This is a genomic window from Curtobacterium sp. APC 4022 (genome assembly GCF_030407555.1).
Lineage (GTDB): Bacteria > Actinomycetota > Actinomycetes > Actinomycetales > Microbacteriaceae > Curtobacterium.
Genome location: NZ_JASDDD010000004.1, coordinates 1 through 22,328, shown reverse-complemented (window position 1 = coordinate 22,328; position 22,328 = coordinate 1). Strand labels below are relative to the sequence as shown.

The 22,328-nt window shown below is 71.8% G+C and carries 24 protein-coding genes; 9 read left to right on the top strand and 15 right to left on the bottom strand.

Translation table 11 applies throughout. The features are described from left to right. The first annotated feature begins 18 nt into the window (after positions 1-18). Genes QL987_RS01865 through QL987_RS01855 form a run of 3 tightly spaced genes read left to right on the top strand, consistent with a single transcriptional unit; the run spans position 19 to position 3,165 of the window. Complete coding sequence (locus QL987_RS01865) at positions 19-1,359, top strand: extracellular solute-binding protein (RefSeq protein WP_290156022.1); 1,341 nt, start codon at positions 19-21, stop codon at positions 1,357-1,359. 10 nt (positions 1,360-1,369) lie between these two features. Beyond that, positions 1,370-2,320 carry a sugar ABC transporter permease gene (locus QL987_RS01860; protein WP_290156021.1) on the top strand — a complete coding sequence of 317 codons (951 nt, stop codon included), beginning with the start codon at positions 1,370-1,372 and terminating at the stop codon, positions 2,318-2,320. Beyond that, positions 2,320-3,165: a carbohydrate ABC transporter permease gene (locus QL987_RS01855; RefSeq protein ID WP_111073348.1), complete on the top strand. Its 846-nt coding sequence runs from the start codon at positions 2,320-2,322 to the stop codon at positions 3,163-3,165. Before QL987_RS01860 ends, QL987_RS01855 begins: the two co-directional genes overlap by 1 nt. 117 nt (positions 3,166-3,282) lie before the next feature. On the opposite strand, the gene QL987_RS01850 is transcribed toward QL987_RS01855, so the two are convergent. Beyond that, the gene (locus tag QL987_RS01850) at positions 3,283-3,984 is read right to left on the bottom strand and encodes an SDR family oxidoreductase (protein WP_290156020.1); all 702 of its coding nucleotides are present in this window, start codon (positions 3,982-3,984) and stop codon (positions 3,283-3,285) included. Between the two features lie 96 nt (positions 3,985-4,080). Here QL987_RS01850 and QL987_RS01845 point away from each other — a divergent pair, with 96 nt between their 5' ends. Further along, a complete protein-coding gene (locus QL987_RS01845; RefSeq protein WP_290156019.1) occupies positions 4,081-4,485 on the top strand; it encodes a MerR family transcriptional regulator in 405 nt (134 codons plus the stop codon). A gap of 89 nt (positions 4,486-4,574) precedes the next feature. Next, positions 4,575-5,909: an LCP family protein gene (locus QL987_RS01840; protein WP_290156018.1), complete on the top strand. Its 1,335-nt coding sequence runs from the start codon at positions 4,575-4,577 to the stop codon at positions 5,907-5,909. 67 nt (positions 5,910-5,976) lie between these two features. On the opposite strand, the gene QL987_RS01835 is transcribed toward QL987_RS01840, so the two are convergent. Beyond that, positions 5,977-7,167 carry an MFS transporter gene (locus QL987_RS01835; RefSeq protein ID WP_290156017.1) on the bottom strand — a complete coding sequence of 397 codons (1,191 nt, stop codon included), beginning with the start codon at positions 7,165-7,167 and terminating at the stop codon, positions 5,977-5,979. Beyond that, complete coding sequence (locus QL987_RS01830; RefSeq protein ID WP_290156016.1) at positions 7,164-8,069, bottom strand: helix-turn-helix transcriptional regulator; 906 nt, start codon at positions 8,067-8,069, stop codon at positions 7,164-7,166. Before QL987_RS01830 ends, QL987_RS01835 begins: the two co-directional genes overlap by 4 nt. 179 nt (positions 8,070-8,248) lie before the next feature. Between QL987_RS01830 and QL987_RS01825 the strand changes: the two genes are divergently transcribed. Further along, on the top strand, positions 8,249-9,841 hold the full coding sequence (locus QL987_RS01825) for a peptide chain release factor 3 (RefSeq protein ID WP_290156015.1): 1,593 nt from the start codon (positions 8,249-8,251) through the stop codon (positions 9,839-9,841). 123 nt (positions 9,842-9,964) lie between these two features. Here QL987_RS01825 and QL987_RS01820 read toward each other — a convergent pair whose 3' ends face one another. The 7 genes from QL987_RS01820 to QL987_RS01790 form a co-directional block, all read right to left on the bottom strand. Continuing rightward, positions 9,965-10,423 carry a hypothetical protein gene (locus tag QL987_RS01820; RefSeq protein WP_290156014.1) on the bottom strand — a complete coding sequence of 153 codons (459 nt, stop codon included), beginning with the start codon at positions 10,421-10,423 and terminating at the stop codon, positions 9,965-9,967. Positions 10,424-10,469: 46 nt separating this feature from the next. Then, entirely contained in the window at positions 10,470-11,411 is a 942-nt protein-coding gene (locus QL987_RS01815) for a hypothetical protein (RefSeq protein ID WP_290156013.1), read from the bottom strand. Continuing rightward, complete coding sequence (locus tag QL987_RS01810; RefSeq protein WP_290156012.1) at positions 11,408-12,334, bottom strand: NAD-dependent epimerase/dehydratase family protein; 927 nt, start codon at positions 12,332-12,334, stop codon at positions 11,408-11,410. The genes QL987_RS01815 and QL987_RS01810 overlap by 4 nt, the downstream gene beginning before the upstream one ends. Continuing rightward, positions 12,331-12,975, bottom strand: a complete 645-nt coding sequence (locus QL987_RS01805; RefSeq protein ID WP_290156010.1) for a MerR family transcriptional regulator — start codon at positions 12,973-12,975, stop codon at positions 12,331-12,333. The genes QL987_RS01810 and QL987_RS01805 overlap by 4 nt, the downstream gene beginning before the upstream one ends. A 64-nt stretch (positions 12,976-13,039) precedes the next feature. Further along, positions 13,040-13,849 (bottom strand): alpha/beta hydrolase, encoded by an 810-nt coding sequence (locus QL987_RS01800; protein ID WP_290156008.1) that lies wholly within the window; start codon positions 13,847-13,849, stop codon positions 13,040-13,042. An 88-nt stretch (positions 13,850-13,937) separates the two neighbouring features. Further along, complete coding sequence (locus QL987_RS01795; RefSeq protein WP_290156006.1) at positions 13,938-14,306, bottom strand: YciI family protein; 369 nt, start codon at positions 14,304-14,306, stop codon at positions 13,938-13,940. Positions 14,307-14,405: 99 nt separating this feature from the next. Further along, a complete protein-coding gene (locus QL987_RS01790) occupies positions 14,406-15,017 on the bottom strand; it encodes a class I SAM-dependent methyltransferase (RefSeq protein WP_290156004.1) in 612 nt (203 codons plus the stop codon). 117 nt (positions 15,018-15,134) lie between these two features. Between QL987_RS01790 and QL987_RS01785 the strand changes: the two genes are divergently transcribed. Then, on the top strand, positions 15,135-16,052 hold the full coding sequence (locus tag QL987_RS01785; protein ID WP_290156002.1) for an aminoglycoside phosphotransferase family protein: 918 nt from the start codon (positions 15,135-15,137) through the stop codon (positions 16,050-16,052). Between the two features lie 4 nt (positions 16,053-16,056). Here the strand turns inward: QL987_RS01785 and QL987_RS01780 are convergent, their stop codons facing one another. Further along, positions 16,057-16,473, bottom strand: coding sequence for a DUF4259 domain-containing protein (locus tag QL987_RS01780; RefSeq protein ID WP_253462951.1), 417 nt, complete (start codon positions 16,471-16,473; stop codon positions 16,057-16,059). Between the two features lie 184 nt (positions 16,474-16,657). Next, positions 16,658-17,806, bottom strand: coding sequence for an acyltransferase (locus QL987_RS01775; protein WP_290156001.1), 1,149 nt, complete (start codon positions 17,804-17,806; stop codon positions 16,658-16,660). A 123-nt stretch (positions 17,807-17,929) separates the two neighbouring features. Between QL987_RS01775 and QL987_RS01770 the strand changes: the two genes are divergently transcribed. Together QL987_RS01770 and QL987_RS01765 are read left to right on the top strand one after the other, a co-directional pair. Next, on the top strand, positions 17,930-18,625 hold the full coding sequence (locus tag QL987_RS01770) for a response regulator transcription factor (RefSeq protein WP_111073335.1): 696 nt from the start codon (positions 17,930-17,932) through the stop codon (positions 18,623-18,625). Beyond that, the gene (locus QL987_RS01765) at positions 18,622-19,743 is read left to right on the top strand and encodes a HAMP domain-containing sensor histidine kinase (protein WP_290155998.1); all 1,122 of its coding nucleotides are present in this window, start codon (positions 18,622-18,624) and stop codon (positions 19,741-19,743) included. Before QL987_RS01770 ends, QL987_RS01765 begins: the two co-directional genes overlap by 4 nt. Here QL987_RS01765 and QL987_RS01760 read toward each other — a convergent pair. The 3 genes from QL987_RS01760 to QL987_RS01750 all read right to left on the bottom strand — a co-directional run bounded on the left by QL987_RS01760 (position 19,740) and on the right by QL987_RS01750 (position 22,204). Next, positions 19,740-20,372 carry a hypothetical protein gene (locus tag QL987_RS01760; protein WP_290155996.1) on the bottom strand — a complete coding sequence of 211 codons (633 nt, stop codon included), beginning with the start codon at positions 20,370-20,372 and terminating at the stop codon, positions 19,740-19,742. The genes QL987_RS01765 and QL987_RS01760 overlap by 4 nt on opposite strands. A gap of 171 nt (positions 20,373-20,543) precedes the next feature. Continuing rightward, entirely contained in the window at positions 20,544-21,719 is a 1,176-nt protein-coding gene (locus QL987_RS01755; protein ID WP_221852683.1) for a flagellar hook protein FlgE, read from the bottom strand. A gap of 44 nt (positions 21,720-21,763) precedes the next feature. Then, positions 21,764-22,204, bottom strand: a complete 441-nt coding sequence (locus QL987_RS01750) for a flagellar hook capping FlgD N-terminal domain-containing protein (RefSeq protein ID WP_110902389.1) — start codon at positions 22,202-22,204, stop codon at positions 21,764-21,766. Positions 22,205-22,328: the final 124 nt, after the last annotated feature.

Genomic DNA, 22,328 nt, shown 5'->3' with positions numbered 1-22,328 from the left:
TCGACGAAGGAGTTCTCGGTGCCGACACCACGACGCACGTCCCCCCGCCGACCACGGACCAGACGACTGCGGGGTGCCGTCCTCGGGATCGCGCTCGCGGTCACGACGACGACGCTCAGCGGCTGCGCCACCCCGGGCGCGACCGTGCTCGACGTCGACGCGCCGGTCACCATCACGATGTGGTCCGGGCAGAGCGACCAGGCCGAGAAGCTCCTGCAGCGGCTCGTCAACGAGTTCGAGGACGAGCACCCGAACGTCACGATCGACATGTCCGCCGGCTCGTCGTCGACGGAGGAACTGCTGCAGAAGCTCGCGGCGTCCTTCGCCGGCCACGACTCCCCCGACGTCTCCTACACGTTCGGGTCCTGGGCCAGCCAACTCGAACGCTCCGGTCGCACGCTCGACCTGCGTGACGTGGTGTCCGACCCGGAGGTGCGGTGGGACGAGTTCTCGTCGGCGGCCCGGGCGACCGCGCAGCCGACCGGGGGCAAGGTGATCGGGTTCCCGGCCGTCGTCGACAACATCTCCCTGCTCTACAACAAGACCGTGTTCGACCGCGCCGGTGTCGCCTACCCGACCGCGGACTGGACCTGGCGCGACTTCCGACGCGCGGCGGAGCGGCTGACCGACGCCGACAGCCACACCTACGGGTACGGCTACTCGGTGTCCGGCAGCGAGGAGACGACCTGGCAGCTCTGGCCGCACCTGTGGCAGAACGGCGGCGCGATCCTCAGTGAGGACGGCGAACGGTCGGCGTTCGACTCCGAGGCCGGTGTGCGAGCGGTCGCGTTCCTCCGCGGCATGGCCGTCGACGACCGCAGCGTCTACCTGGACCAGACCGACACGAAGGCCGCGCAGCTGTTCGCGAGCGACCGGATCGGGATGATCACCTCCGGGCCGTGGCAGCTCTCCGCCCTGCAGACCGCGAAGACCTCGTACGGCGTCGTGCAGCTGCCGGGCACCGACGGCGACCACCAGACGGTGTCCGGCCCGGACCTCTGGACCGTCTTCGACAACGACGACGTGAACCGTGCGCACTGGGCGACCGAGTTCACCCGCTGGCTGACGTCGGCGGAGCAGGACGAGCGGTTCAACGTGGCCGTCGGCAACCTGCCACTCCGCTCCAGCGAGACCTCCAGCGCCGCGTTCCGGAAGCAGGTCGCCGCGCTGCCGGGGCTCGACGTGATGCAGGCCAACTCCGCGAACGCGCGGCAGGCCCGACCGACCGTGCCCGGGTACAACGGCCTGTCCGAAGCCGTCGGCAACGGGGTGGCCCGGGTCCTCCAGGGCGAGGGCACCCCCGCCGAGACGCTGCGGCAGGCGACCGTCGCCGCCGACAAGGCACTGCGCCAGGGCTAGGAGCCACGACATGACCACCTCCACGATCCAGCCTCCGAAGCCGCGGGAGCAGACCCCCACGAAGGCCGCGGCCCGCCGGCGGTCCGCCCGCTCCCGGCGGGAGGCAGCGGCCGGCTGGGGGTTCGTCGCCCCCGCGCTCGCCATCGTCCTCGGCCTGACGGTCTTCCCCGGGGTGTGGGCGCTCGTCCTGTCCTTCCAGAGCTGGGACGGCTTCAGCCCGGCCGCCCCGGTCGGCACGCAGAACTACCAGGACCTGGTGACCGATGCCTCGCTCGGCGCCGCCGTCCTGCACACCGGCCTCTACACGGTCCTGTTCGTGCCGGCGTCGCTGTTGCTCGGGCTGTTCCTCGCGGTGGCCCTGAACCGGAAGATCCGGTTCATCGGGCTGTACCGCACGGCCGTCTTCGTCCCGTTCGTGGCCTCCGCGGCAGCGACCGGCATCCTCACCACCTACCTGTTCAGCCCACAGTTCGGCATCGTCAACAACGTCCTCCGGGTCCTGCACCTGCCGCAGCAGGGCTGGCTCGAGGACCGGAGCGAGGCGATGCTCGTCATCATCGTGATGTCCCTCTGGGGCCAGGCGGCGTTCACGACGGTGATCTACCTCGCCGCGCTGCAGGACGTCCCCGGCGAGGTGATCGAGGCCGCCCGCATCGACGGCGCGAACGCGTGGCAGACCTTCTGGCGGGTCGTGTGGCCGCAGCTGACACCGGTCACCACGTTCGTCGCGATCTACCAGACCCTGCAGGCGGTGCAGCTCTTCGACCTGGTCTACGCGACCACCCGGGGCGGGCCGCTCGACGCGACGCAGACCATCGTCTACCACCTGTGGAAGGTCGCGTTCCAGAACCTGCAGTTCGGCTACGGCTCCGCCATCGCCTACGGCCTGTTCTTCCTCACCCTCGTCACCACGGTCATCGTCACGGTCGCGCAGCGTCGCGCCGGAAGGAGCACGCCCTGATGTCCACCGGACTGCCCACCGCCCGACGACGACGCCTGCCGTTCAGCCCCTGGCACCTGTTGCTGCTGCCGATCTCGCTGCTCTTCCTGGTGCCGTTCATCGAGATGTTCACGACGTCGCTCGAGCCCGCGTCGGAGATCAACAGGTTCCCGCCGGCGTTCATCCCGACGCACTTCACGCTGTCCGGCTACGAGCGGCTCTTCGCCGAGAGCGACGTCCTGCACTGGCTGCTCAACACCGTCATCGTCTCGGCGTCGGCGATCGTCTCGCACCTGGTCCTGTGCTCGCTCGCCGGGTACGGGTTCGCCCGGCTGCGGTTCCCCGGGCGCACCTTCGGGTTCCTGGCCGTCCTCGCCACGATCATGATCCCGTCGCAGCTGCTCATGATCCCGACCTACGTCATGTTCGCGCGGCTGCACCTCGTCGACCACCTCGGCGCCGCGATCGTGCCGTGGCTGGCGTCCGCGTTCGGCATCTTCCTGATGCGCCAGTTCTTCCTCTCGCTCCCCGCCGAACTCGAGGAGGCCGGCATGATCGACGGCTGCAGCCGCCTGCAGGTCTTCTTCCGGATCGTGCTGCCGCTCGCCCGTCCGGCACTCGCCACCCTGGCGGTCTTCACGCTGCTCGGCTCGTGGAACGACCTGGTCTGGCCGCTCATCGCGATCAACAACGAGGACGCCTTCACGCTGCAGCTCGGCCTGACGAACTTCCAGGGGGTCCGACGCACCGACTGGTCGCTGCTGATGGCCGGCAACGTCGTCGCGACCCTGCCGCTGATCCTGCTGTTCCTCGTCGCGCAGAAGCAGTTCGTCGCCACGATGGCCTCCGCCGGTCTCAAGGGCTGATCGACCGCTGCTGACGGACGGACGCACCCGACGGACGGGAGGCCCGTGGCGGCGCCGCCACGGGCCTCCCGTCCGTCGTGTCCCCGGTCCGGAACCGGTCAGCCCGCGCCGACCGGGTCAGCCGATCTGTGCCGTGAAGTCCACCGGATCGCCCGCCAGGGAGGCCTTGACCATGCGGGTCCAGTCGTCGACGAGCACCTCGGTGGCGTCCCGTTCGACCCCGTCGAGGGCGGCGCGGACGACGTCCGCCGGGTCGGTCATCGGGCCGTCGTAGCCGGCCATCATGTCGGTGTCCGCGGCACCGAGGTGGAGACCCTGCACGGTCACGCCCCGGCCGACGAGCTCGAGTCGGACGGCGTTGGTCATGTTCCACTCGGCGGCCTTCGCGATGGCGTACCCACCCGCACCCGGTGCCGAGAACCACGAGAGTGCGGAGAGCACGTTGACGATCGCGCCGCCGCCGTTCCGCTCGATGACGGGGGCGAAGGCCCGGACCATCTCGAGCGTTCCCCACAGATGGGTGTCGACCGCGCGCCGGGCGTCCGCCAGGTCGTCGGTGAGCAGCGAGCCGGACGACAGGACGCCGGCGTTGTCGATCAGCAGGGTGACGTCGCCAGCGGCCGCTGCGGCTGCCGCGACCGAGGCCGGGTCGGTGATGTCGAGGGCGAGCACCTCGACACCGGGGACGTCGACGAGTTCGGGCCGACGGGCCGTGGCGTAGACCTTCGACGCGCCGCGCTGCAGGAGCTGCTCGACGAAGTGGCGTCCGATGCCGCGGTTCGACCCGGTGACGAGGGCGACGGATCCGGTGATGTCCATGGTGGTGTCCTTCCGCCGAACGGGTCCGTCCCGCTGCGGCTCGGTTACGGTAGGACCTCACATCAATGTCAGGGGCAAGCCCCGAACGGAGACGACATGCGCATCGGGGACCTCGCCGCCCGGACCGGGGTGAGCGTCCGCTCGCTCCGGTACTACGAGGAGCAGGGGATGCTCACCGCCACCCGGACCGGCAGTGGCCAGCGGACCTACGGAACGGGAGCCGTCGACCGGGTCCGCCTGGTGCAGCAGCTCTTCGCCGCCGGACTGCCGAGCCGCACGATCGTCCAGCTCCTGCCCTGTGTCGACGCGGGTACCGCGACGCCCGAGTCCTTCGCGCTGCTCGTGCAGGAACGCGACCGCATCACGACGCAGCTGGCGGAGCTGACGGCGGCGCGCGACCGGCTCGACGAGGTCATCCACATCTCCGAGCACCCGACCCCCGAGCACTGCCCGACGCTCCGGACCGCCCCGTTCCCTGAGGACGCGGAAGCCGCCGCCTGACGTTCTCTCAGGTGTCTTGACGGTCGGGAGCCTCGCCGTCCGGCATGATGGCGAGACCGGGGCTCCTCTCGGTCGGTACTGGGAGATGCATGTCGGACGACGGACGAGCGCACGCGGAACAGTCGACGACCCCGGCGCCGCCCACGCGGCACGGCAGACTCCGCCGCCGCAGTCCGTTCGGCTTCGTGCTGCGGGGCATCGCCGTCGTCGCGGCCGTCGCCGTGGTCGGCTCCGGTTCGATCGCCGCGATCGCCACCTGGCAGGTCCTGCAGAACGCGCAACCCTCGGTCTCGCTCGCGATGCCCGGCACCACGGCGAAGAAGGCGCCCGCACTGACGGCGCAGTCCGGCGAGGTGAACATGCTGCTCGTCGCGACCGACACCCGCGACGGTCAGGGTGCCGGGTTCGACGACGCGGCGAACCAGAAGGCGAGCAACGGTGTCGGCAACAACGACACCAACATCCTGGTGCACATCTCGGCCGACCACACCAACATGTCGGTCATCAGCTTCCCGCGCGACCTCGTCGTCCCGATCCCGGCATGCACGAACGACGAGGGCACCGTCACACCGGCATCGTCCGCGGCGATGCTGAACACCGCGCTCTCCCGCGGTGGCGAGAAGCACGGTCTGGCCTGCGTCGCGAGCACGATCGGCAAGCTCACCGGCCTGCAGATCGCCTACGCCGGCAAGATCACCTTCGACGGGGTCGTCCGGATGGCCGACGCCGTCGGTGGTGTCACGGTCTGCCTCGCCACCCCGATCAAGGACGACGACGTCACGCCGGCGCTCGACCTGCAGCCCGGCAACCGGGAGCTCAAGGGCGCCGAAGCCGCCGCGTTCCTCCGATCCCGGCACGGCGTCGGTGACGCGAGTGACCTCGGCCGCATCAGCAACCAGCAGACCTTCATGTCGGCGCTGGCCCGCCAGACCGTCTCCGCCGGCACGCTCACGAACCCGGCCAAGGTGCTGCGGCTGGCCGACACGGCCTTCAAGAACATGGTGCTGTCGGACACCCTGAACGACCCGGCGACCCTGGCCCGCCTGGCCCTGGCCGTGAACACCGTCGGACTCTCCAACATGGTGTTCCTGCAGTTCCCGGTCGTCGATGACCCCGCCGACCCTGCGCGCGTCCTGGTCTCCGAGGGGCCGGCCGCCACCCTGACCGCGGCGCTGCAGGCCGACGAACCGGTGCAGCTCGCGCCGGACAGCCTCGGCCGCTCGGCGGTGCGCGATCCGGACGCGCCCACCGCGGCACCGTCGGCTCCGGCCAGTGCGTCGGGCACCACCACCCCGCCCGCAGCCGGCAGTCCGACGACGGCTCCGGCGACGCCCCGGGCGAGCGCGTCCGCCGCCGAGCTGCCGGACTCTGTCTCCGGGCAGACCGCCGACACGGTGACCTGTGCGGCGAAGTCGAAGTACTAGGCCGATCGCAGAGGCCGGGCCTCAGACCCCGGTCACCAGCCGCCGCACCCAGCGACCGGAGCGGCCGTCATCCGCGAGCGGCGAAGGTCCCCCGGCAGACCATCGTCACCGCCAGTGCCAGGGCCCCGAGCACGGCCATGAACACCGCGAGGACCAGCCCACCCGAGAACCCCAGGAGCAGCGCTCCGACCAGGCCCGCGGCGGAGATCGCCAGGTTGAAGGCGACCGGCAGGAACGCGTTGGCGAGGTCCGACTCCGGGCCGCCGGCGTTCGTCAGAGCGCTCTGCAGCTGCGGCGACGCTCCACCGAAGGTCAGCCCCCAGAGCACGGCGGCACCGAGCACGACCGCGGGCGACCCGTGTCCGACGAGGAGCAACACCGCGGCGGACACGAACCCGCCGAGGCTCGCCCAGAGCAGCCCCCGCGGGTGCCGGTCGATCAGCGCTGCCGTCAGTGCGACACCACCGATCGAGCAGACGCCGTAGACCAGGAGCACCAGGTCCGCCGAGAGCCCGGTCCCGGTGTCGCGGAGGAACGGCGCGATGTAGGTGTAGATCGTGTTGTGGCCGAGCATCCACAGGACGATGACGACCAGGACGCCCGGGACCCCGGGCAGCAGGAACACCCGTCGTAGGGGCAGGCGCCCACCGGCTGCCTGCCCCGCGACGTCGGGCACGAGCAGCACGACGAGGACCAGCAGGACGATGCCGAGCAGTGACATGCCGATGAACGACCACCGCCAGTCCAGGACGCCGCCGACCCAGGCGCCGAGTGGTGTGCCGAGCGCGAAGCCGACCGGTGCGCCCGTCGACACGACCGCCAGGGCAAGCCCGCCGCGTTTCGGCGGGCTGATCCGGCGCCCGTACGCGGCCAGCATCCCCCACAGGACACCCGTCGCCGCGCCGCCGACGAAGCGGGACACGAGCGACAGGACGACGTCCGACGAGAGTGCCGTGACCGTGTTCGCGAGCACCAGGCAGGTCAGCGAGGCGAGCAGCAGCGGCTTCCGACGGATCCCGCGGGTCAGGGTGATCGCGGGGACAGTGACGACGACGGTGCCGAGGGCCCAGACGCTGATGAACTGACCGATGACGCCCTCGCTGGCGCCCAGGTCGCCGGCCATCAGCGGCAGCAGTCCGGCGGGCATCGTCTCGGCGGACAGCAGCAGGAACCCGATCGCAGCGAGGGCGACCAGCGCCGCCCAGGGCATCCGGGTGGCTGTGTGGTCGGTCGTCGGGGTGGGCGCGGTGGTCGTCACCGGGTTCCGCCCCGGGTCACGTCCTCGGCCCGGGAGGCGCCGCTCGCGTCCGTCGTGCGGGTCGCGGCCCAGCTCGCCAACAGCTGCAACGACTCCGCGTCCGCACTGCCCGGTTCCGCCGCGTAGACGATGACGCTGTGCTCGTCGTCGAGCCCGGGCGTCAGGTTCTCGAAGTGCAACCGGACGTCGCCGACCGCGTGGTGGTGGAACGTCTTGACGCCGTGGGTGTGCAGCCGGACCTCGTGCGCCGCCCACTTCTGCCGGAACTCCGGACTGAGGGTCGCGAGCTCACCGATCAGGTCCCGCAGGGCGCGGTCGTCCGGGTGTCGTCCGGCCGCGGTCCGCAGCATCGCGACCGAGGTGTCCGCCGCTCCTTCCCAGTCCGGGTAGAGCCGACGGGACAGGTCCTGGTGCAGGAACGCGAAGCGGGCGAAGTTCGGCTGATCGCCACCGGCCATGATGACGTCGCTGTAGAGCGCCCGGCCGAGGTCACTCATCGCGACGACGTCGAGTCGGGTGTTCTGGACGAAGGCGACGACGTCGTGCATCGCCTCGAGTGCGTGGCGGAGGCCCGGGCGGACGGAGGCCGGAGCCGTCGGACGACCACGGCGCACCGGGGACGCGTTCGCCGACCGCGCCAGGTCGAACAGATGCGCCCGCTCGGAGTCGTCGAACCGCAGGGTCTGGGCGACGGCGTCGAGCACCGTGTCGGTGACGCCGGTCAGGTTCCCGCGTTCGATGCGTGCGTAGTACTCGGCGCTGACCCCGGCGAGGACGGCGACCTCGCCACGACGGAGGCCGGGCACGCGTCGACCGGGTCCACCCGGCAGGCCGACCGATTCGGGTGTGATCCGGGCACGGCGGGACATCAGGAAGTCCCGCACCTCGTTCTCGTTCGGCATGCGCCCACGGTACGGCCGGGCCTCCCGGGGAGGGGTTCCCTGTCGTGCCACCTGACCGGGACGGGCCTCCCGGAGGCTTCCGGTTCGTCGACTGTCCGGGGCAGTCGGTATCGTCGTGGGGTGCAGAAGTCGGAACGCCCAGGTCTCGCCGTCGGTCGACGCCCCGAGCGGGGCGACGCGTGACCGGTCCGTCCCCGGCGGACGCAGCGCTCGCCGGCACGATCGAGCGGGAAGCCGACCGCCGTCGCACCGTCGCCGTCATCGCCCACCCGGACGCCGGTAAGTCGACGCTCACCGAGTCGTTGACCCTGGCGGCCTCGGCCATCGACGAAGCCGGCGCGGTGAAGGGCAAGGCCACCCGCCGTGCGACCGTCTCCGACTGGATGGAGATCGAGCGCAGTCGCGGCATCTCGATCAGCTCCGCGGTCGTCCAGCTCGACGCCGGCGGCACGCTCATCAACGTCGTCGACACCCCGGGTCACGCCGACTTCTCCGAGGACACCTACCGCGCGCTCGCGGCCGTCGACTGCGCGGTCATGCTGATCGACGCGGCGAAGGGCATGGAGGCGCAGACGATCCGTCTGTTCGAGGTGTGCCGCACGCGCGACATCCCGGTGATCGCCGTCGTCAACAAGTGGGACCGCCCGGGCCGCGAAGCCCTCGACCTGCTCGACGAGCTCGAGGAACGCACCGGCCGTGCGCCCACCCCGGTCACCTGGCCCGTCGGCGAGGCCGGCAACCTGCAGGGGCTGGTCGACACCGCGACCGGGACCCTGACGACGTACGAGTCCACCGGTGGCGGCCACCTGCCGGTCGCGACCGAGCGCCCCGCGGCCGAGGCCGCCGAACTCTTCGGCTCTGCATGGGAGACCGCGCTCGAAGAGGTCGAACTCACCCGCGAGGTCCGTGGGCTGCCCGACCAGGACGACTTCCACGCCCGGGTCAGCATGCCGGTGTTCTTCGGCGTCGCCACCAAGCACCTCGGCACGGTCGACCTGCTGCGCTTCCTCCGCGACACCGCTCCCCCGGCCCTGCCCCGCCGGACCGAGGACGGCGCTCCCCGCCCGGTCACCGAGCAGTTCGCCGCCCAGGTGTTCAAGGTGCAGGCGAACATGGACCCGGCCCACCACGACCAGGTCGCCTTCGTCCGCATCTGCTCCGGCCGTTTCGACCGCGGGATGATGCTGACCCACGCACAGTCCGGCCGTCGCTTCAACACCAAGCACGCGCTCAGCGTCTTCGGTCGGGAGCGCGACACCGTCGACGTCGCCTGGCCCGGGGACGTCGTCGGTCTGGTGAACGCCACGATGCTGCACCCGGGTGACACGCTCTACAGCGACGAGGCGGTCGAGTTCGAGCCGCTCCCCCGGTTCGCGCCCGAGATGTTCGCGACCGTCGCGCCGACCGACCCCAGCACCGCGAAGAAGTTCCGGAAGGGCATGCAGCAGCTCGCCGGCGAGGGCGTCGTGCAGCTGCTCGAGTCCGAGCGCCGGACCGCGCAGGCCCCGATGGTCGGTGTCATCGGTTCGCTGCAGCTGGAGGTCCTGACCTCGCGTCTGCAGGCCGAGTTCGCCACCGCCGTCCGCGTCGAGCCGCTGCCCTGGACGATGGTCCGCACCGTCACCGACTCCGACCTGACGCTGCTCGAGCGTCGCCGTGACCTGGAGATCGTCACGACGGACCGCGACCGCTACGGGCTGTTCCGCGACCAGTGGCACCTCAATTCCGTGATGCGCGAGCTCAAGGGCCTGGAGTTGCCGGCGCCGGTCTGACCGACGCGACGATCAGACCGGCGGCGCCGGCTCACTCACGCCGTCCCGGACGGGAGGCGCGGTGCGGGCGGGTGCCGCGCCTCCCGTCCGGCTCCGGTCACGCTCGTCAGCCGGATCACACGGTCAACCCGGGGACGCCGGCAGGCGCATCGTGACGCGTCCGGACGACGGCCCGCCGCACGGGTCCGCCGCGTGCGGGCTGTCCCAGCGGATCGTCACCGCCTGCTCGACGAGCAGCTGACCAGAACGGTCGTACACGGCGACCGCGCCGTGGTGCGGCGTGTCCATGCCGAGGTGCACCGGCCAGCGGACGCCACCGGGCACCGGCGTCGGCGTGCTGCCGGGGTCGGCCTCCGGTGGGTCGGCGAGCGGATCGTCGGCGGTGGGCGGAGTGCATCCAGCCCCGCCGCACGCCGTCACGGTGGCGACCGCCGAGGTGTCGCCGAGCAGCGTCAGCTCGACGCCGTTCGCCCAGCCGATCGCGGTGCACGCCGCCGGGCCAGCGCAGCCGGCGACCCCGAGGACGACCACGATCGCGGTCGACACTGCCCCGCTGATGCCCGCCGCCCGCCCTGTCCCCATGCGACGATCCTGCACCGGTCGCTCGCGGCTCCGGGACACGGTTCGGTCACGTCGTCCGGAGTACCGGTGCCGGTCGGCGGAGGAGCGTCAGCACCGTCGCGGCGGACGCGGCCAGGAGGATCGCCCCGGCCACCGCGGCCACGGCTGCGGACGGGTGCACCACCGACTGACCGGCTGCCGCCTGCAGGGTGAGCAGGACCGTGCCGCAGGCGTAGGCGAGCGCGACGATGACGACGATGCGCACCTGCGTGGTGTCCGAGCGGAGTCGCGGGACCCGGCGCGCGAGGACCGTGAGCGCCAGTGCCACGAGTGGGATCAGCTGGAGGGCGTGCATGCCGACGAAGTGCGCGACCCGGTAGTCGCCGCCGGTGGTGCTCCACCCGAGGACCGGCAGGCCCGGACCGCCGTCAGCCACCCCGACCGCGTGCGCGCCGACGATGCCGTCCGGGCTCGTCAGCTGCGTCGGGGTGGGACCGGTCATGAGGAACGCGACACCGATGCCGCCCAGGGCGATCACCGCGCCGAGCCGGACCGCCACGGTGAGCGCGGGTGTCGGCAGGCGCAGGAAGAACAGCGCGGCCGAGGTCACGAAGGTGCAGAGGTACAGCACGGTGATCGACACCGCCATCACGCCCCACACCACGACGTGCAGGGGTGACGAGACGTTGAAGTGGCTGGTGGTGCCGGTGGCGGCCGCCCAGAGGATGAGCGCCTGTTCGACGAGCAGTGTGACGGCGATCACCGTGCCGAGCCGGTGCGCCAGCCGCCGCCATCGGGGCAGGTGCGCGATCAACCACGCCCAGGTGACGGCGTACAGCAGGATCGAGACCGAGAACTTCAGCGGCTTCGCCCACAGCGGCGCGCCGAGGACCGTGCGCGGGTCGACGAGCAGCCCGACGACGCTGACGACGGCGAAGAGGGCCATGACCGCGGCGACCGTCATGAGCGCCGGGTGCCAGGCGACGGCGCGGCGGAACGCGGGGTTCACCGGGACACCGAGCGGATGTGCGCGAGTGCTGCGGGGATGCTGACCTCGAGCGGGGTCGGCGCGATGCCGAACGTCCGCTCGAAGGCGCCCGAGTCGAGGACCGACGGCTCCGCCCACTGGTACCGCATCTCGAGTGTCTCGCGAGCGGCCGCGGAGAACACCCCGCCGAGCCGGAGCATCGCCGAGCCCATCACCGCGGTCTGCGTCGCCGGGAGGCCGGCGAGTTCGACGACCTGCCGACCGGTGCGGGCCGGAGCGGTGGGGAGGTGCCAGGTCCGGCCCGCGGCCCGCTCATCGGTGCCGAGGACCACGAGGGCGTCACCCACGTCGACCGTCGATGTCAGGGAGTGCGGCTGGCCCGCGTCGAGGAGCCACGTCGGTCGCTTCCCGGCGGCGATGCGGTCGAGGACGAAGCCGTTGAGGACGCTGGTCGTCGCCCCCGGGCCGAAGAAGTCCGCGCTGCGGCCGATCGTCACCCGCAGGCCGTCAGCGGCGGCGGACGCGAGCTGGTCCAGGGCCTCGGCACGGACCCGGCCCTTGCGGCTCACCGGGCGGATCGGGGTGTCCTCCGTCATCGGTCCGGAGACCCGGCCGTAGGCGTAGACGTTGTCGAGGTACACCAGGTGGGTGCCGTGGCGGCGAGCAGCCGCGATCGTGTGCCGCACCATCGTCGGCCACTGCTCCGCCCACACCGACGCCGAGTAGGGCAGCCCGGCGACGAAGTACGCCACGTCGGCACCGTCGAGGGCTCGGCCGACGGCGTCCGCGTCGAGGAGGTCCGCGGTGAGCGACGCGTCCGTGTGGTCGACCGCGGGGCGTCGGCCGACCGACACCGGGTCGAGGCCGTGGAGGCGGAGGGCGCGCAGGGTCTCGCGGCCGATGACGCCGTTGCCGCCGAGCACGACGTGCCGGGGCGCGGTCACGAGGTCGCGCCGTCTGTGGGCACGGGGAACAGGTCGTGGGTCGCGTCCTCCTGGGCGATGCGCCGGAGTCCGGCGAACAGCGGATCACCCAGCACGGTGCCGACGACCATGAGCTCGGCGATCGCGTCGCGGCCGTCCCGGCTCTGCAGCGCGGCGACGTCGGCACGGGCCGCGGTGGCGGCCGCGGTCAGGTAGGCGTCGAGGTAGTCGTCCGGGGCGTCGAAGCCGATGGTGGCGAGGCCGTCCAGCGCCCGTGCTGCGGTCTCGTGACCGGGGTTGTCGGTCGTGGTGGCCCACCCGGCAACGGTGACCCGGTCTGTGATGCGGTCACGGGCCTCCCGGCTCGCGGCAGCCTCCGGTGACCGCGGGGCGGTCATGGAGTACTGGGCCACCTCGAAGACCTCGGCGAGCGGGGCGTCGTCGGTGTCGAGGACGGCGAGGACCTGCTTGGTGACGGCGACCGACAGGCCGCCGGTCTCGAGCAGCGCGCGGACCAGGCGGACCCGCTCGACGTGCCGCCGGTCGTACGCGGTCTGGTTCGGGGCGGTCTTCTCGCCGGCGGGGAGCAGTCCTTCGCGCTGGTAGTACTTGACGGCGGTCAGCGGTGTCGCGGCCTCTCGGGCCAGATCAGATATTCGCACTCTCGGAGAGTACGACTATCTGTTGACGGGACGCAAGAGCTCGAACCGGATCGACGCCGGTTGTTCACCCGTGGCCCGGTCGACGGCCGATCCACTCGGCGATCAGGGCGGTCCCGGTGGTGAAGGCCGGGAGGCCCGGGCGGTTCAGGAAGGCATGCGCACTGTCCGCCAGGACGTGGCGTTCCACGTCGGTGCCCGCGTCGGCGAGTTCGGAGGCGAAGCGGCCTCCCGACGTCCGCATCGTGTCCCGCTCGGCGTCCACGACGAGCGTCGGCGGGAACCCGGTGAGGTCGTGGCCGCCCGGGAACGCGTACCGGTGTGCGAGCGCCTGACGCGTTCCGGCGTGGTTCCGGTTCGCGACGTCGAGTGCCCACGGTGCGTGAGTGATGCGTCGGTGTCCGCGTGATCGGTGCGCCGGGTCACCGTCCCGCGGGTGCCGGGCGTGGAAGAACCCGTACGCGAAGATCGCGCCGACCGGAGGCGCGCCGTCGTCGAGCGCGTGCAGGGTCGCGGCGGCGGCCAGGCATGCGCCGGCGCTCGCGCCGCCCAGGACGACGCCGTGGGGCGACACGGCCGACACCGCTCGTGCTGCGGCGACGACGTCGTCGAGTGGCAGGCGGAAGCGTTCCTGCGGGCCTGCCGGTCGGGGCCTGAACCTCCCGGTGCCGGGGAACGGTGCCAGGCGGTAGGCCGCGGTCACCACCGTGACGCCCTGCTCGGCGAGGACGCGGGCGACGTCGTGCGCCTCGGGCTGCTCGGGCGTGCCGCGGAAGAACCCGCCGCCGTGCAGCCAGAGGAGCGTCGGGCCGGGGGCGCGGGCCTCCCGGATCGGGCGGTACCAGCGCAGCGAGTCCGCACCGACGACGTTCCCCATGCGAGTTCCCCCTCGTTCCCGGGTGGTGCTCCCCTGGCACTCCCCGGTGCGACCGTACCGGGTACCCGACTGGGCGCTCGCCCGGTGGTCAGAGGACCGGGCGGACCTCGATGCGCCGGTTGCACGCCCGTGAAGCCTCGTGCGCCAGCCGGAGGGCTGTGTCGTCGTCCGGCAGGTCCCAGATCCAGAAGCCCGCCACGTGCTCCGGGGCGTGCCCCGCCACCTGCTCGGGCACGTCGACGGCCGGGCCGCGGTGCACGAGTCCGGCACCACCGCGGTCGTCGACGACGGTCGACCGCGACGGTTCCGACAGCCCCGCGGCGAAGACCCACTGGCCCGCTGCGCGGAGCTGTTCGTTGAAGTCGTCGACCGCCGCTGCCTCCGCGTCCGAGGCCCGCCCGGTCGACTCCGTTCCGGATGCGGGCCAGCTGTCCAGGACGTTCACGAGGTAGTGCATGTCGTCTCCCGTTGCAGCTCCGGGACGGCACCGTTGCCGCTCCTCACGACAGTGTGCGCCCGCACCGGTCCGGTGTCACGCGTGCCGACCTCAGCCGCATCAGGCCGAGGAACGGACGCGGGCGAGGACCGCCCCGTGCGGGCGCGGTGTCCCGGTCGCCGCGATACGGGTGTGGGTCTCGACGACGTCGAAGCCGGCGGCCCCCAGTTCGTGCTCGAGCGCCTCGGTCGGCCAGCGCCAGGCCGTCACGACGGCGTGGTCGAACGCCTCGACCACGGGGCCGACGAAGAACCCGACGAGGAGCATCCCACCCGGCCCCAGGACCCGCGCGAACTCGTCGAGCGGGCGCCGGATGGACCCCGGGTCGTGGTGGATCAGGGAGTACCAGGCGAGCACCCCGCCGTGGGTGTCCGCCGCCACGTCGAGGGCGTCGATGCTGCCCACTGCGAACGGGACATGCGGGTGACTGCCGCGGGCATGGTCGACGAACGCCGGCACGCTGTCGATCCCGTGGACGTCGTGGCCCTGCTCCGCCAGGAACGCCGTCCAGTGTCCCGGACCGCACCCGGCGTCGAGCAGCGGGCCTTCCACCTCCGCTGCCCACGCGCTGACGAGCTGCACGTCCGACGGGTGCACCGACGCCATCGTCCCGAGGTGCTCGACGTACTCGGCAGCCCGGTCGGTGTACGCGGCCTCGACGTTCGTCACCATCCGGGCAGGCTACCGACCGGGGGCGACGGACGCGGGAGGTCTGTGCGAGGCTCGGCCCATGCAGAACGACGGCGGAGCACAGCCCCGTTCCCGCCCCGACCTGGTCCGGGGGCCCCGGTGAGCGACGTCTTCGCGTTCGGGCCCACACCGCAGCGCAACCCGGTCACGACCGAGGTCGTCCGTGGCCTGGTCGCAGAGCAGTTCCCGCAGTGGCGTGATCGACCGGTGCGACCGGTCGACGACGGCGGTTGGGACAACTGGACCTTCCACCTCGGTGACGACCTGTCGGTCCGGTTGCCGAGCGCCGCCGAGTACGCACTCGCGGTCGAGAAGGAGCACGAGTGGCTCCCCCGGCTCGCCCCGCACCTCCCGTTCCCGATCTCGGAGCCCGTGGCGCTCGGCCGCCCCAGCGCGGACTACCCCTTCGACTGGTCGGTCCGGCGGTGGATCGAAGGAGCCCCCGCCTCGACGGCCGCGATCGCTGACCTCGATCGCCTCGCGACCGACCTCGCCGGGTTCCTCGCCGCGCTGCAGCGGATCGATCCGAGCAGCGGTCCGGGTCCGGGAGTGCACAACTGGTTCCGCGGCGGATCACTCCGGACCTTCGAACCGTTCACCACCCGTGCGCTGGCGACGCTGCAGCACCGGGTCGATGTCGACCTGGCGTGGGCGATCTGGTCGCAGGCGGTCGACGCGCCCTGGGACGGCGCCGTGCGCTGGTTCCACGGTGATCTGGCCGCCGGCAACCTCCTGCTGCGGGACGGGCACCTCGCAGCAGTCATCGACTTTGGAACGTGTGGGGTCGGCGACCCGGCATGCGACCTCGCCGTTGCCTGGACGCTCCTCGACACGACGAGCCGCCGAGGGTTCCGTGACCTGCTCGACGTCGACGACGCGTGCTGGGCGCGCGGCCGAGGCTGGGCGCTGTGGAAGGCGCTGTCGACCGTCGCGAACACTCCCGACCCGGACGAACCGGCCGCGGTGGCGGCACGCCGTGCCGTCGATCAGGTGTTCGCCGACTCCAGAGGACGCTGACGCCCTACCGATCGGCGCTGAGGCTCGCGGTCAGGCGGGTGATCGACTCGCGCCACTCGGCGAGGTCGTCCGATCCGGCGTCGTCCCAGAGCTCGGCGAGTTCACCTTCCGGGCTCCCGGCCGCGGTGACGGCCTGCGCGGCGAGGCTGACGAGCGCCTCGTCCGGCTTGCCGGCCCGCTCGACGAACTGCGCGATGCTCGCGGTGTAGGCGTCGTCCTGGGTCGGGCGTCCGACCCCGTGCGCGACGACCTCGGCGGCGGCGAGGGCGAGTTCGGCCACATCGCTGTCCATCTCGGGTCCCGCGTCGGTCGCCGCGGTGAGTGCCGCCTGCACGACGGCCCACCCGCGCTCGTCCTCGAGATCACCGACGAAGTCGGCTGCCGAGTCGTTGCCCACCGGTTCTGCACTCCAGGTCCCCATGCGGCCACCATAGACGGCCGGGAGGCGCGGTGACCGCTTGCTCGGGTGACGGTCGATCCCCGGGGGTGGACGTGCCGCGGCGGGAACCGCGCCGGTGCTCCCCCGCCGCCCCGCGCCTCCCGTCCGGATCCGCGCTCGGCTCTGGACCCGCGCTCTGGTCCGGATCCATTGGGCGGACGCCTCGTCACCGCGTGACCACCGACACCCTGGACGGAGCGAACAGCCCGGGGACCGCCAACAGTGCCGTGCGTGCAGGCCGTTCCACCAGGCGGTGGAGCACGGCCGCGACCAGCAGCGCGACGGCCAGCGCCAGGACGGTGAGTGTCAGCCCGCCGATCGCCGGGCGCGGATCAGCGACCGGCCAGAGCGCGCCGAGTGTGTCGATGACGAGCAAGTGGACGAGGTAGAACGCGAAGGACCGTTCACCGAGGGCCACGAGCGGCCGCGACGACAGGACGGTCCGGACGCCGGCGACGTCGGCGCGGGCGAGGGCTCCGATCAGCAGCGTGAACCCGATCAGGGTGAAGCCGATCAGGGCGAACGGTGACCCCGGGTACCGGTCGGCTGCGACGAAGCCCGCGACCGCGACGACCGCCGAGACCGCCAGGCCCGGTCCACGCCAGGCGCCGGACCGGATCAAGCACGCGACCGTCACACCGAGCACGAACTCGGGCAGCCGAGCCGGCGGCCAGTTCGCCGCGGACAGCTGGCCGGGCAGGACGGCGACCAGATGCGGCACGACGACGACCGACAGCACCGACAGCGCCACGGCAGCCCAGAGCACCCCGGCCCGCGCCCCGTGCAGGACCCGGATCAGCAGGGGGAAGACCAGGTAGAAGAACGCCTCACAGACCAGTGACCACGACACCGGGTTGCCCGCCTGCCACCAGGGCCCGTGCCAGGAACTCACCAGCAGGAAGTTCGCCAGGAGCGCCTTCGACGACGTCGTGACGATGCTCGGCATGAGGACGTGCGCGACCACGACGGCCAGGACCACGCCGACGAAGTGCAGCGGGTAGACGCGGGCGACGCGGCGCCACCAGAACGTCGTCGGCCGCGTTCCGGGTCGGTACGCCCAGGCGAGGACGAACCCGGACAGGACGAAGAACAGGGACACGCCGGTGGCGCCGGCACCCATCGTGTCGGCCAGGAGCCCCTGGGCACGTCCGGAGAAGTAGCCCAGGTTCCGCACGTGGTACGCGAAGACGACGAACGCGGCCACCCATCGCAGGCCGGTGAGCGACGGCAGCAGCGGCGTCACCAGGGCCGGGTCGGCGGTGGGACGGGCCGTGGCTGGCACGCCGGCGGTGGGTTCAGTTCGGGAGCGGTGCATGCGCCCAGCACACGAGATCGGCCGTTGCGGCAGCGTCGGCGTTCCTCCTTACGGCGTCCTTACACGGGGTGTGTTCTGATGACCCTGCCGTCGTGCTCCCCGCACTGCGGCGTGAGGAGCACGGTGCGCGTACTCGTGGTCGAGGACGAACCGTTCCTCGCGGACGCCATCCAGGCGGGCCTCCGACTCGAGGCGGTCTCCGCCGACGTCGTCGGGAACGGTCTCGACGCCTTGGAACGGCTGGCGGTCAACCGGTACGACGTCGTCGTCCTGGACCGGGACCTGCCCGGCATGCACGGTGACGAGGTCTGCGCCCGGATCGTCGCGTCCGAGGACGGCCCGAACGTCCTCATGCTCACCGCGGCGACGACGTTGGGCGACCGGGTCGACGGCCTCCGGCTCGGTGCGGACGACTACCTCGGCAAACCGTTCGACCTCGAGGAGCTCGTCGCGCGCCTCCGTGCCCTCAACCGACGCAGCCGCCGACGCCTGCCACCGGTCCTCGAACGCGCCGGGATCCGCCTGGACCCGTTCCGGCGCGAGGCGTACCGCGACGACCGGTACCTGCGCCTGTCGCGGAAGGAGTTCGCCGTGCTCGAGGTCCTGCTGCGCGCCGAGGGTGGGGTCGTCAGCGCCGAGGAACTGCTCGAGCAGGCGTGGGACGAGAACGCCAACCCATTCACGAACGCCATCCGCGTCACGATCTCGGGCCTCCGGCGACGGCTCGGCGACCCGGACCCGATCCGCACCACGCCCGGGGTCGGCTACGCGATCGCACCCGACGCCCGAGCTCCGTCCGTGTCCGAGGAGCGACCGTGACCGAGCAGCCTCGACGGCTGACGATCCGGCTCCGTCTGACGCTCACCTACACGGCACTCATCCTGCTCACCGGCGGGGCGATGCTCGCCACGGTGTTCGCGGTGCTGGCGATCGTGCCCGGGTACGCGTTCACCGCCGGCCCGTTCCCCTACGGCACGACCCACGACCTCTACACGATCAACGGACGCGACGACGTGTTGCGGCTGTTCCTCATCGTCTCCCTGCCGGCGCTGCTCGTCATCGGCGGCGTCGGGGGTGTCGTGAGCTGGTTCGTCGCCGGCCGACTGCTGCAGCCGCTCCGGCAGATCGCGGCCACCGCCGAACGACTCGACGACCGGAATCTCGACGCGCGCATCGCGGTCGACGGGCCCCACGACGAGATCCGCGACGTGGCCGACACGGTGAACGCGATGCTCGACCGCCTGGAGGCGTCCTTCACCAGCCGGTCAAGGTTCACCGCGAACGCGTCCCACGAACTCCGCACCCCGCTGGCGAGCATGAAGACGATGCTGCAGGTGGCACTCCGGTCGGACCACCCGCCCGAGACCGCCCGGACCCTCGACCGGCTGCACACCACGGTCGACCAGATGACCTCGATCACCGCTGCGCTCCTCGAGCTCGCGCGCGGCGACTCCGACCTGACGGCGCGACCGATCGCACTGCGGAACGAGGTGGCGTCCGCCCTCCGTGCCGTGGACGCCGAGCTCGTCGCCCGCCGTCTCCGTGTGTCGGTGCACCTCGACGACGCGGTCGTCCCCGGTGAACCGGTCCTCGTCCGGCAGCTCGTCGTGAACCTGGTCCGGAACGCCGTCGTCCACAACGTCCCGGGCGGCTCGATCGACATCACCGTCACCGCGCAGCCCGACGTGCGGTTGACCGTGGCGAACGACGGCCGACGGATCACCGCTGCCGAGGCGGCGACGCTGACCGAACCGTTCCGTCGGCTCGACCGCACCCGCAGCGACGGCAGCGGCTTCGGACTCGGACTCGCGCTGGTCCAGAAGGTCGCGACCGCACACGGCGCGACCCTGGACCTCACGCCACGGAGCGACGGCGGACTGCTGGCCGTCGTGGCCTTCCCGGTCGTGGACGACGACCGGCAGCGCGACCGCGACTAGACGATGACGACCTGCGCGTGGACGAGGATGTCGTGCAGGTCCGGACGCAGAGACTCCTGCGACGTCGTCTTGACCTTCACGATGAGCGCGGCACCGGGCTTCGCGAACGCACGCGCGACGGTCGCCGACCACGAGCCGTCCGAGTTGTGGCCCGCGATCGACAGGAACTGTGCCGTGCCGTCGGTCATCGTCGGCAGGAGCTGCTCCTCGAGCTGCTCGGCGGGCAACCCGGCGGCCGTGAACAGCTGCTCGGTGGCCGCACGGTCGCCGATCGTCGGGTCCAGGTCGGTGATCCGCTGCTGCGTGATCGTCGCGACGGAGCCGTCGGACTTCGTGTACTCCCGCGTCCCCGTGGCAGGGTCCTCACCGGTCTGCTTCCAGTCGGCGAGGGCGGAGACCTCGAGGCTGAACGCCGGCAGCTTGGTCGTGGAGAGCGCGGCGCCGTCCTCGAAGGTCAGGTTCTCCGGCATCGCGGCGTCGGCCGTCGGCGTCGGCGTCGCTGACGATGCCTTCGACGTCGGGCGCTCACTCGCCGGCGCGGTGCTGCCGGGTCCGGCGCAGCCGGTCATGGCGACGGCGGCGATGATCGCGGTCGCGCCCGCGATGGTGATCCTGAACGTGATCGACATGTGTTCCCCCTGGTTCCGCCGTGCGCCCCGTGCACCGGCGAGTACCCGACCGAGCCTAGAGGTCGGGAACGGGTACCGCGCACCGGTCGTCCGACACGTGTGGGACGGTCACGAAGAGGACCCCCGCTCCCCTGCCGAGCGGCAGTCGGGATCGGGGGTCCTCGTCGTTCATCAGCGCTTCAGGTTCGTCAGCTCCTGCAGCACCTCGTCCGAGGTGGTGATGATGCGGGCGTTCGCCTGGAAGCCGCGCTGCGCGACGATCAGGTTGGTGAACTCCTGAGACAGGTCGACGTTCGACATCTCGAGCGTGCCGGCGGCCAGCGAGCCGACGCCCGCGGATCCCGGGACGCCGACGGTGGCGGCACCGGAGTTCGCGGTCGCGCGGTAGCCCGACGCGCCGGTCTTCTCCAGGCCCGCCGGGTTGGCGAAGGTCGCGAGGGCGATCCGGCCGACGGCCAGCGAGGCGCCGTTCGAGAACGTGCCCATCACGGTGCCGTCCTTCGAGATCGAGTAGCTCTTCAGCGAGCCGGCCTCGTGCCCGTTCTGGGACGAGATCGACGCGGTGTTCAGCGCGGCGAACCCGGTCAGCTGGGTCATGTCGACCGCGACGCCACCGACCTGCAGGGTCGCACCGCGCGTGATCTTGCCGTCGGCGCCGAACGCGACGGTGCCGGTGGCCGAGGCGCCCTGCCCGTTCGAGGCGGCGACGGTCCACCCGGTGTCGGTCTTCGTGTAGGCGAGCGACAGGGTGTGCTTGGTGCCGTACTGGTCGTAGACGGTGGCGTCGCGGTTGAGCACCTCGCCGGTCTTCGTGTCGGAGGGCAGGTTGCCGGTGACACCCGCGGTGCTGGTCGCGGTGGCGGGAGCGGCGGCCTGCAGCGGCAGGGTGATGTCGCTCATCTGGCCGCCGTCGTTGACGACGCCGTCCGTGGCCGAGTAGCCCTGGACGATCTTGCCGTCGGAGCTGACCAGGCGGCCGTCGGCGTCGAAGTCGAACGCCCCGGCGCGGCTGTAGACGGTGTCGTTGCCCAGGCGCGTGACGAAGAAGCCGTCGCCGGAGATCATCAGGTCGGTCGCCTTGCCGGTGGCCTGCGCGGACCCCTGGGCGAAGTTGGTGGAGACGCCGGCGACCTGCACGCCGAGGCCGATCTGCGCCGGGTTCGTGCCGCCGATGCCGGTCTGGGGACCACCGGCACCCTGGGTCATCTGCGACAGGGTGTCCTGGAAGACGGTGGTCGACGACTTGAAGCCGACGGTGTTGACGTTGGCGATGTTGTTGCCGGTGACGTCGAGCATCTCCTGGTGGGAGCGGAGGCCGGAGATGCCGGAGTAGAGCGAGCGGAGCATGGTGCGTCCCTTCGTGGACGAGCAGTGTGTGGGAAAGAGCTGGGTCAGGAACCGGAGGCGGTGGTGATACCGGAGATCACGTCGAGATCGACCTCCTTCCCGTTCACGGTCACGGTCGGCACGCTCTTGGCGTAGGACACCGCGGTGGCGGTCCCCGTCACGGCCGCGCCGGAGGCGGCGTCGGTGTAGCTGACCTGCTTCCCGACGAGGTTCGCGGCGGCCATCCGCATCTGCAGCGAGAAGTCCTCGTTGGCCGTCGTGGTCTGGTTGGTGACCTGTTCCATCATCGCGAGCTGCGTCTGCTGGCTGATCATCTGGTTCGTGTCCATCGGCGACGACGGGTCCTGGTTGCGGAGCTGCGTCACGAGGAGCTTCATGAAGACCTCGGAGTCCATCGTCTGCGACCGCGACGAGGTCGGGTTGGCGGCGACTGCGGCGGCGGCCGTGGCGGTGTCCACGGAGCCGGTGATCCCGTCGAGTGGCATGGTTCTCGTTCCTTGTCGTGGTGGCCGGTCAGGCGAGGACGTCGAGTCCCGCGGTGCGGACGGTGGTCGGGGCGGACGGGAGGGACGGGGCGGGGCCGGTGCGGGCCTCCCGGCTGGCGGGGTG

Excerpts from the sequence above, each read along its gene's own strand:
- QL987_RS01860 (WP_290156021.1), top strand. The coding sequence starts at position 1,370 with ATGACCACCTCCACGATCCAGCCTCCGAAGCCGCGGGAGCAGACCCCC.
- QL987_RS01855 (WP_111073348.1), top strand. The coding sequence starts at position 2,320 with ATGTCCACCGGACTGCCCACCGCCCGACGACGACGCCTGCCGTTCAGC.
- QL987_RS01850 (WP_290156020.1), bottom strand. The coding sequence starts at position 3,984 with ATGGACATCACCGGATCCGTCGCCCTCGTCACCGGGTCGAACCGCGGC.
- QL987_RS01845 (WP_290156019.1), top strand. The coding sequence starts at position 4,081 with ATGCGCATCGGGGACCTCGCCGCCCGGACCGGGGTGAGCGTCCGCTCG.
- QL987_RS01840 (WP_290156018.1), top strand. The coding sequence starts at position 4,575 with ATGTCGGACGACGGACGAGCGCACGCGGAACAGTCGACGACCCCGGCG.
- QL987_RS01830 (WP_290156016.1), bottom strand. The coding sequence starts at position 8,069 with ATGCCGAACGAGAACGAGGTGCGGGACTTCCTGATGTCCCGCCGTGCC.
- QL987_RS01820 (WP_290156014.1), bottom strand. The coding sequence starts at position 10,423 with ATGGGGACAGGGCGGGCGGCGGGCATCAGCGGGGCAGTGTCGACCGCG.
- QL987_RS01800 (WP_290156008.1), bottom strand. The coding sequence starts at position 13,849 with ATGGGGAACGTCGTCGGTGCGGACTCGCTGCGCTGGTACCGCCCGATC.
- QL987_RS01795 (WP_290156006.1), bottom strand. The coding sequence starts at position 14,306 with ATGCACTACCTCGTGAACGTCCTGGACAGCTGGCCCGCATCCGGAACG.
- QL987_RS01790 (WP_290156004.1), bottom strand. The coding sequence starts at position 15,017 with ATGGTGACGAACGTCGAGGCCGCGTACACCGACCGGGCTGCCGAGTAC.
- QL987_RS01780 (WP_253462951.1), bottom strand. The coding sequence starts at position 16,473 with ATGGGGACCTGGAGTGCAGAACCGGTGGGCAACGACTCGGCAGCCGAC.
- QL987_RS01775 (WP_290156001.1), bottom strand. The coding sequence starts at position 17,806 with ATGCACCGCTCCCGAACTGAACCCACCGCCGGCGTGCCAGCCACGGCC.
- QL987_RS01760 (WP_290155996.1), bottom strand. The coding sequence starts at position 20,372 with ATGTCGATCACGTTCAGGATCACCATCGCGGGCGCGACCGCGATCATC.
- QL987_RS01755 (WP_221852683.1), bottom strand. The coding sequence starts at position 21,719 with ATGCTCCGCTCGCTCTACTCCGGCATCTCCGGCCTCCGCTCCCACCAG.
- QL987_RS01750 (WP_110902389.1), bottom strand. The coding sequence starts at position 22,204 with ATGCCACTCGACGGGATCACCGGCTCCGTGGACACCGCCACGGCCGCC.